Source organism: Streptomyces sp. NRRL S-378, from assembly GCF_000720645.1.
Taxonomy (GTDB): Bacteria; Actinomycetota; Actinomycetes; order Streptomycetales; family Streptomycetaceae; genus Streptomyces.
Map to the genome: position 1 here is coordinate 47541 of NZ_JOBX01000045.1, position 8297 is coordinate 55837.

The 8297-nt window shown below is 71.8% G+C and carries 7 protein-coding genes; 4 read left to right on the plus strand and 3 right to left on the minus strand.

The window, feature by feature from the left end:
• Positions 1-3: 3 nt before the first annotated feature.
• The gene (locus IH80_RS0127135) at positions 4-612 is read right to left on the minus strand and encodes a papain-like cysteine protease family protein (protein WP_030963986.1); all 609 of its coding nucleotides are present in this window, start codon (positions 610-612) and stop codon (positions 4-6) included.
• A gap of 227 nt (positions 613-839) precedes the next feature.
• Between IH80_RS0127135 and IH80_RS0127140 the strand changes: the two genes are divergently transcribed.
• Positions 840-1781, plus strand: coding sequence for a hypothetical protein (locus IH80_RS0127140; RefSeq protein ID WP_030963987.1), 942 nt, complete (start codon positions 840-842; stop codon positions 1779-1781).
• Between the two features lie 90 nt (positions 1782-1871).
• Here IH80_RS0127140 and IH80_RS0127145 read toward each other — a convergent pair whose 3' ends face one another.
• The gene (locus tag IH80_RS0127145; protein ID WP_030963989.1) at positions 1872-2303 is read right to left on the minus strand and encodes a Rieske (2Fe-2S) protein; all 432 of its coding nucleotides are present in this window, start codon (positions 2301-2303) and stop codon (positions 1872-1874) included.
• A gap of 129 nt (positions 2304-2432) precedes the next feature.
• On the opposite strand from IH80_RS0127145, the gene IH80_RS0127150 reads away from it, so the two are divergent.
• Positions 2433-3314 carry a carbohydrate kinase family protein gene (locus IH80_RS0127150; RefSeq protein WP_030963990.1) on the plus strand — a complete coding sequence of 294 codons (882 nt, stop codon included), beginning with the start codon at positions 2433-2435 and terminating at the stop codon, positions 3312-3314.
• Positions 3315-3593: 279 nt separating this feature from the next.
• Here the strand turns inward: IH80_RS0127150 and uvrA are convergent, their stop codons facing one another.
• A complete protein-coding gene (gene uvrA, locus IH80_RS0127155) occupies positions 3594-6575 on the minus strand; it encodes an excinuclease ABC subunit UvrA (protein ID WP_030963991.1) in 2982 nt (993 codons plus the stop codon).
• Between the two features lie 184 nt (positions 6576-6759).
• On the opposite strand from uvrA, the gene IH80_RS0127160 reads away from it, so the two are divergent.
• The gene (locus IH80_RS0127160) at positions 6760-7449 is read left to right on the plus strand and encodes a maleylpyruvate isomerase family mycothiol-dependent enzyme (RefSeq protein ID WP_030963992.1); all 690 of its coding nucleotides are present in this window, start codon (positions 6760-6762) and stop codon (positions 7447-7449) included.
• A 23-nt stretch (positions 7450-7472) separates the two neighbouring features.
• Positions 7473-8129, plus strand: coding sequence for an MBL fold metallo-hydrolase (locus IH80_RS0127165; protein ID WP_030963993.1), 657 nt, complete (start codon positions 7473-7475; stop codon positions 8127-8129).
• The last annotated feature ends 168 nt before the right edge of the window (positions 8130-8297 follow it).

Sequence of the window (8297 nt, forward strand, 5' to 3'; positions counted from 1 at the left end):
CGGTCACGCCCCGATCCGGTAGAGGGAGTGGGTCCAGGAGAAGGTGTTGTTGTTGACGTACCAGGCGTGGGAGGCCCAGTTGTAGCGATCGCTGGAGGGCCAGGGGTCGCCCCAGTAGACCCAGTTGCTCGCGGTGTCGTAGCCGTAGACGACGTGCATGTGGCCGCCGCCGTTGGACCACTGGATGCGGGTCTCGATCGGCCGGTTCGCGTTGATCTCGGTCTGGACGGTGGAGTACTGCAGCCAGCCGGTGACGTAGGAGCCGGGGTTAATGCCCGCCCAGCGCAGCCCGGTCTGGACGTTGCCGAGGGTGGCCTGGTTGTTGGGGCAGTCGGTGCCCTGCTGGCGGTTGAAGGCGGCGTTGCAGAACTGGTTCTGGCTGTAGGTGCGGCCGAACCAGGTGGCGATGGTGTTGCCGCCCGCGGCCCAGCACCAGTTCGTCTTCTGCTGTGCCTGCATGGTGATGTTCAGGCGCTTCTGCGCCAGGGCGAGGGCGGGTGCGGCGTCGGCATCGACGGCGGTGGCGGTGCCGGCGGGCAGGGCGAGGAGCAGGGTGGTGAGAGCGGTGGTGAGGAGGGCGGCCGGGGAAAGCCGCCGGTTTCTGGTGCGCATCGCGTTCCTCCCGAGGTGGGGAGTGGGGGTGGAGGAGCGCGTCCGGACGCTGTGGAGGAGCATCCGGCAGTTGTCGCGATCAGGTCAACGCGCTTCAATACGCGGTGACGTTGCAGTGTGAACGGTGGGACTGCGGTGTGAACGGTTGCTGTCGTTCCACCTGGTCCCCCGGAGCTGCCGCCGTGACCCCCACCTCGGCGCGTGTGAACGTTCACAGAGGAGTCGCCATGCGGCCTTCCACGGATCCGGCGAACATGGCGGAACTGAACCGGCTGCTGCGCGGCGGCCCCTTCCACCTCGCCCTGCGCGCCGCCCTCGCCGCCCGCGGGCTGCCGCTGCAGCGCGTGCAGCACCGGCTCGCGGCTCAGGGCATCAAGGTCGGTGTGACCAGCCTCAGTTACTGGCAGCAGGGCGCCCGCAGGCCGCGTCACCCGGAATCACTGCGGGCCGTCACCGCCCTGGAGCGGATCCTGGAGCTGCCCGACGGCGCCCTGGTCAGGCTGCTGGCCGCCCCGGGGCCCGGAGCCGGCCCCGCACGGCCGCCGGGCCGCTCGTACCGGGCCCTGTTCAGCGGGGGCGGGACGGTGGAGCGGCTGCTCGACGGGATGGACCTCCCGCCGGACGGCGGGCTGCACTCGCTCGGCCACCACGAGCGGGTCCGCATCGGCCCGGCGGGTGAGCTGCGGGTCCGCGAGTCGCAGCAGATCGTCCGGGCGCACCGGGACGGGGTCGACCGCTACCTCGCCGTGCACCACGGCGACCCGGGCTGCGACGTGTCCCGGGTGCGCGTGACGGCGTACGAGAACTGCCGCACGGGCCGGGTGCGGTGCCATCCGGAGGCCGGGGTGGTCGTCGCCGAGCTGCTCTTCGACGCCGGGCTGCGGCGCGGGGACACCTACCTCTTCGGCTACGGCATCGAGGACGGCACGGGTCCCCGCAGCGACGAGTACGTGCGCGGTTTCAGCTACGCGGGCGGCCAGTACGTGCTCCAGGTCCGCTTCGACGAGGCGGCCCTCCCGGTGCGCTGCCGGCGCTTCGCCCGGACCGGGCCGGACGCCCCGCGCACCGGCCTGGCGGACCTGACGCCGAACGGCCGGCACCGGGCGGTGCACCTGGTCGAGCAGGCGGTGCGCCGCGGCATCCTCGGGATCGCCTGGGACTGGGACTGAGGCGGGGCGGCCCGCCGCTGCCGGCGCGGGCAGCGGCGTGCTGCCGGTGACCGGCTCGGTGAGCGGCGGCCCGCCGGTGCCCGGCACGGGTCAGCCCGCGACGAGCTTGCCGTTCTCCGCGCGGACCGGCACCTCCGGCAGCGGCCGGTCGGCCGGGCCGCTGAGGACCTTGCCCGTCGCCACGTCGAAACGGCTGCCGTGACAGGGGCAGTTCCCCTCCCCCTCGACGATCTTGTCGAGGACGCAGCCGGCGTGCGTGCACTGGGCGCTGAACGCCTTGTACTGGCCTTCCGCCGGGCAGCTGACGATCAGCTTCCGCTCCCGGTAGAGCTTGGCTCCGCCGACGGGGACGTCGGCCGCCGCGCCCAGCTCCACGGGCGCGGTGGGGGTCGCGGGGGTGTTGCCGCCGCTGTTGGTCTGCGTGGAGCAGGCCGTGAGCGCCGCCCCGGCGCCGGCGGCCCCCGCGAGCGCGGCTGCACCCTTGAGGACGGTACGGCGGGCGGCGGACTGCGGCGCGGACATGTGGTTCTCCAGGGTGCTTCGGGCGTGGCGGGGCGACGGCGGTGGCGCGGGCGGGGGACACCGTCCGGTGCCCGGCCGCGGCACGGCCCACCCGACGATACCGCCGCCCCATGGAGTACCTTCCTCCGCGTGATCGTCGTCGGCGGAGAAGCCCTCATCGACCTGGTGCCCGCGGCCGGACCGCCGGGTGCGCTGCTGCCCCGGCCGGGCGGCGGACCGTACAACACGGCGCGTGCGCTCGGACGGCTCGGCGCCGAGGTCGCGTTCTGCTCCCGGGTCTCGACGGACGGCTTCGGCGAGGGCCTGCTGGCCGGACTGCGGGCGGCGGGGGTGGACGTGTCGCTGGTCCAGCGCGGGCCTGAGCCGACCACCCTCGCCGTGCCCTCCCTGGCCCCGGACGGCTCGGCCTCGTACGGGTTCTACGTCGAAGGCACCGCGGACCGGCTGTTCACCCTGCCGCCGGCCCTCCCCGAGGGGGCACGGGCCCTCGCGCTCGGCACCTGCTCGCTGGTTCTGGAGCCCGGCGCGAGCGCGTACGAGGCCCTGCTGCGCCGGGAGTCGCGGCGCGGGCTGCTGACCCTGCTGGACCCCAACATCCGGCCGGCGCTCATCGCGGACCCGGCGGGCCATCGCGCCCGCCTCACGGAGCGGCTGCTGCCGCACACGGGCGTCCTCAAGCTGTCGGAGGAGGACGCGGCCTGGCTGGGCGGCCGGGTCGGCGACTGGCTGGCCGCCGGGCCCTCGGCGGTGGTGCTGACCCGGGGAGCCGCGGGCCTGACGGTCTGGACCCGGGAGGGCGCCGAACACTCGGCCGCGGCCCGCCCGGTCGCGGTGGCGGACACCATCGGGGCGGGCGACACGGTCAACGCGGCCCTGCTGCACCGCCTGGCAGCGGCTCCGGGCGGACCGGTGGACTGGCCGGACGTCCTGGCCTACGCCGCCCACGCGGCGGCCCTGACCTGCACCCGCCCAGGAGCGGAACCCCCGTACGCGGCAGAACTCGGCGTTTAGCGGCGCCCACGCTCGGGCCGCGGCCGGGGCGTACCTCGACCGGCCTGCCGCCGGACGGCGAGGGTCCCCCGCGTCGCCGTCACGGACGCATTCCCGGCGAGCCCGACGGACCCGGCGCCGGCCCGCCACGCGGTGGGGCGTCCCGACGTGGCCGCGGACGGCAGGAAGGGCCCGGCACGACGGCCGGACCCTCCTGGGCCGTGCGCAGCGGCCGGGAGTGATCTCGGTCAGGCCAGGGCCCGCGAGCCCGGCACGACCGGCATCACCCGGCGAGCACCCCTAGGCCTTGCGGGCCCGTGTCGTCGTCTTCTTGGCCGCCGTCTTCTTGGCCGGGGCCGCCTTCTTCGCCGCGGCGGCCTTCTTGGCGGGGGCCTTCTTCGCCGCGGCCCGCACCGGGGACGCGCCCGCGTCGGAGACCCGGTCCGCGCCCAGGATGTCCCGCAGGAACTTGCCCGTGTGGCTGGCGCCCACCGAGGCCACCTGCTCGGGTGTGCCCTCGGCCACCACCACGCCGCCGCCGTACCCGCCCTCGGGGCCCATGTCGATGACCCAGTCGGCGGTCTTGATGACGTCCAGGTTGTGCTCGATGACGATCACCGAGTTGCCCTTGTCGACCAGCCCGGACAGGACCTTGATCAGCTTCGAGATGTCCTCGAAGTGCAGACCCGTGGTCGGCTCGTCCAGCACGTAGACCGTCCGGCCCGTCGAGCGCTTCTGCAGCTCGGAGGCCAGCTTCACGCGCTGCGCCTCGCCGCCCGACAGGGTCGGCGCGGACTGGCCGAGGCGGACGTAACCCAGTCCGACCTCGTTCAGCGTCTTGAGGTGACGCGCGATCGTCGGCACCGCCTCGAAGAAGTCCAGCGCCTCCTCGATCGGCATGTTCAGGACTTCCGCGATGGACTTGCCCTTGTAGTGGACCTCCAGCGTCTCCCGGTTGTACCGGTCGCCGTGGCAGACCTCGCAGGGGACGTAGACGTCCGGCAGGAAGTTCATCTCGATCTTGATCGTGCCGTCGCCGGAGCAGTTCTCGCACCGGCCGCCCTTGACGTTGAAGGAGAAGCGGCCCGGCAGGTAGCCGCGCACCTTCGCCTCCATCGTCTCGGCGAAGAGCTTGCGCACGTGGTCGAAGACGCCGGTGTACGTCGCCGGGTTCGACCGGGGCGTCCGGCCGATGGGCGACTGGTCGACGTGGACCACCTTGTCGACGAGGTCGTCCCCGTCCACGCGGGTGTGGCGCCCCGGCACCGAGCGGGCGCCGTTCAGCTCCCGCGCCAGGTGGGTGTAGAGGATGTCGTTGACCAGGGTCGACTTTCCGGAGCCCGAAACACCGGTCACGGCCGTGAGCACGCCCAGCGGGAAGGACACGTCGATGTCCCGCAGGTTGTTCTCCTTGGCCCCGTGGACGGTCAGCTTCCGCTCGCCGTTCACGGGCCGGCGGATGTCCGGGATCTCGATGGACCTCTTCCCGGACAGGTACTGCCCGGTCATCGACTCGGTGTTCTTCAGCAGCTCCTTGAGCGAACCGCTGTGGACCACCTTGCCGCCGTGCTCGCCCGCGCCCGGACCGATGTCCACGACCCAGTCGGCCACCTTGATGGTGTCCTCGTCGTGCTCGACGACGATGAGGGTGTTGCCCATGTCCCGCAGCCGGACCAGCGTCTCGATCAGCCGGTGGTTGTCACGCTGGTGCAGGCCGATGGAGGGCTCGTCCAGCACGTAGAGGACGCCGACGAGACCGGAACCGATCTGGGTGGCGAGCCGGATGCGCTGGGCCTCGCCGCCCGACAGGGTGCCGGCGGCCCGGTTGAGGGAGAGGTAGTCCAGACCGACGTCCACGAGGAAGCGGAGCCGCTCGTTGACCTCCTTCAGGACCCGCTCGGCGATCTTCTTGTCGCGGGCGTCGAGGCGCATCCGTCCCAGGAAGTCCGCGCACTCGCTGATCGACATGGCGGCGACCTCGGCGATGGACTTCTCCATCACCGTGACGGCGAGCACGATCGGCTTGAGGCGGGTGCCCTCACAGGTCGGGCAGGGCACCTCGCGCATGTAGCCCTCGAAGCGCTCGCGGCTGGCGTCGCTCTCGGACTCCGCGTGCCGCCGCTTCACGAACGGCACGGCGCCCTCGAAGGCCGTGGTGTAGGCCCTCTCGCGCCCGTACCGGTTGCGGTAGCGGACCTCGATCTGCGTCCTGTGGCCGTGGAGCAGGGCCTTCTTCGCGCGGACCGGCAGCCCGGCCCACGGGATGTCCGTCCGGAATCCGAGCTCACCGGCGAGCGCGCCGATCAGCCGCTGGAAGTAGTCCTTGGTGTGGCCGAGCGCCCACGGCGATACCGCGCCCTCGTCGAGCGACTTTTCCTCGTCCGGGACGATCAGCTCCGGGTCCACCTCCATGCGCGTGCCGATGCCGGTGCATTCGGGGCAGGCGCCGAAGGGCGAGTTGAAGGAGAAGGAGCGCGGCTCCAGCTCCTCGAAGGAGAGGTCGTCGTACGGGCAGTAGAGGTGCTCGGAATACATCCGCTCACGCTCGGGGTCGTCCTCGGCGAGGTCGACGAAGTCCAGGATGACCATGCCGCCGGAGAGGCCCAGGGCCGTCTCCACGGAGTCGGTGAGCCGACGCTTGGCGCTGTCCTTGACGGTGAGGCGGTCGATGACCACCTCGATCGTGTGCTTCTCCTGCTTCTTCAGCGTCGGCGGCTCGGAGAGCTGGACGGTCTGCCCGTCCACCCGCGCCCGGCTGTAGCCCTTGGTCTGGAGGTCGGCGAAGAGGTCGACGAACTCACCCTTGCGCTCGCGCACGAGCGGCGAGAGCACCTGGAAGCGGCTGCCCTCGGGGAGCGCGAGCACCTTGTCCACGATCGCCTGTGGCGACTGGCGCGAGATGGGCCGGCGGCACTCGGGGCAGTGCGGCTTGCCGATGCGGGCGAAGAGGAGGCGGAGGTAGTCGTAGACCTCGGTGATGGTGCCCACCGTCGAGCGCGGGTTGCGCGAGGTGGACTTCTGGTCGATCGAGACGGCCGGGGAGAGGCCCTCGATGAAGTCGACGTCGGGCTTGTCCATCTGCCCCAGGAACTGGCGGGCGTACGACGAGAGCGACTCGACGTAGCGGCGCTGGCCCTCGGCGAAGATCGTGTCGAAGGCCAGGGAGGACTTGCCCGACCCGGAGAGTCCGGTGAAGACGATGAGCGAGTCGCGGGGCAGGTCGAGCGAGACGTTCTTCAGGTTGTGCTCGCGAGCGCCACGAACGATGAGACGGTCGGTCACGCCGGTCGCACCTTTCTTGAGTGAGAGGGGCACGGGCCCCGACTGTCCAGGGTATGGGGGGCGCCTCTGCGATGGGATGGAGTCTGACTTCCGAGCGTATAGCACGCACATTCGATTTACGGCACTCCGGAGACCGCTTCACCCGATCGTGTGGCCAGCGGCTCCGAGCACTAGGCTCGAAGCCATGACTGATCATGTGCACGACCTGCGATCTGTACGTGAAGCCACGGACCGACTGCTGACCGCGGTTGCGAAACTGGACAACGGCGCGCTCTCCGAGGAGTCACACCTCCCCGGCTGGACCCGCGGCCACATCCTGGCCCACCTCGCGCGCAACGCGGACGCCCTCCTCAACGTCTTCGAGGGCCGCCCGATGTACGAGAGCGGCGAGGCGCGCGACGCGGACATCGCGCGCGATGCCGGCCGGCCCCTGGAAGAACACCTGGCGGACCTCCGTGATTCCGCGGCCCGCTTCCTCGCCACCACCGAGCCCGACCAGGACTGGTCCCGCACCGTCGAGCTGCGCAACGGCGTCACGGACCTCGCCGAGAACGTGCCCTTCCGCCGCTGGGTCGAGGTGGACCTGCACCACGTCGACCTGAACATCGGCTACGAGCTCTCCGACCTCCCGGAAGAGTTCACCGACCGCGAGATCACCTTCCTCGCCGACCGCTGGTCGGGACGCCCGGAGGTGCCCGCGACGGCCCTGACCACCGCCGACGGGCGCACCTGGCGCACCGGCTCCGCCGGGGACCCGGCCGTGACCGTGTCCGGCTCCCCCGCCGCACTGCTCGCCTGGCTCGCCGGCCGCGGCGACAAGGGCGCCTCCCTGACCACCACGGGCGGCCCCCTGCCCGCGCTCCCGCCGCTGTAGGAATACACCTCTAGGATCACCACATGACGTACACCGGAGAGGTCAAGGTCGGCGGTCCGGCCGACGTGCACGAGCTCGCGGACCTGATGATTTCCAAGGTCGCGGTGGGTTCGATGAACAACAACGCGTACCTGCTGCGCTGCCGGGCCACCGACGAGCAGCTGCTCATCGACGCGGCAGCCGAACCGCAGACCCTGCTGAACCTGATCGGCGACGACGGCATCGCCTCGGTCGTCACCACCCACCGCCACGGCGACCACTGGGGCGCGCTCGCGGAGGTCGTGGCGGCCACCGGGGCGAGGACCTACGCGGGCGCCCACGACGCCGAGGGCATCCCGGTCGCGACCGACGTCCCGGTCGCGGACGGGGACACCGTGCGCGTCGGACGGGTCGAGCTGACCGCGCGCCACCTGGTGGGCCACACCCCCGGCTCGATCGCCCTGATCTACGACGACCCGCACGGCCACGCGCACGTGTTCACCGGCGACTGCCTCTTCCCGGGCGGCGTCGGCAACACCCACGACGACCCGGAGGCCTTCAAGAGCCTCATCGACGACGTGCAGCACAAGCTCTTCGAGCAGCTGCCCGACGAGACCTGGGTCTACCCGGGCCACGGCAACGACACCACGCTCGGCGCGGAGCGTCCGCACCTCGCCGAGTGGCGCGAGCGCGGCTGGTAGGGACGGCAACGCGTCAACTTCCGGACACGGAGCACTCCTTCCGGTCGTTGACGGCCGAACCCGTGTCCCGGCGGACGGGGAGGCGGTATCTGGTGCCGCATGCCACAGGACCCCTCCCCGCTCGCCGGGACCCTCGCCGCCTTCGGCACCTTCGGCGTGGGCTTCCTC

Excerpts from the sequence above, each read along its gene's own strand:
- IH80_RS0127140 (WP_030963987.1), top strand. The coding sequence starts at position 840 with ATGCGGCCTTCCACGGATCCGGCGAACATGGCGGAACTGAACCGGCTG.
- IH80_RS0127165 (WP_030963993.1), top strand. The coding sequence starts at position 7,473 with ATGACGTACACCGGAGAGGTCAAGGTCGGCGGTCCGGCCGACGTGCAC.
- IH80_RS0127135 (WP_030963986.1), bottom strand. The coding sequence starts at position 612 with ATGCGCACCAGAAACCGGCGGCTTTCCCCGGCCGCCCTCCTCACCACC.
- IH80_RS0127160 (WP_030963992.1), top strand. The coding sequence starts at position 6,760 with ATGACTGATCATGTGCACGACCTGCGATCTGTACGTGAAGCCACGGAC.
- IH80_RS0127145 (WP_030963989.1), bottom strand. The coding sequence starts at position 2,303 with ATGTCCGCGCCGCAGTCCGCCGCCCGCCGTACCGTCCTCAAGGGTGCA.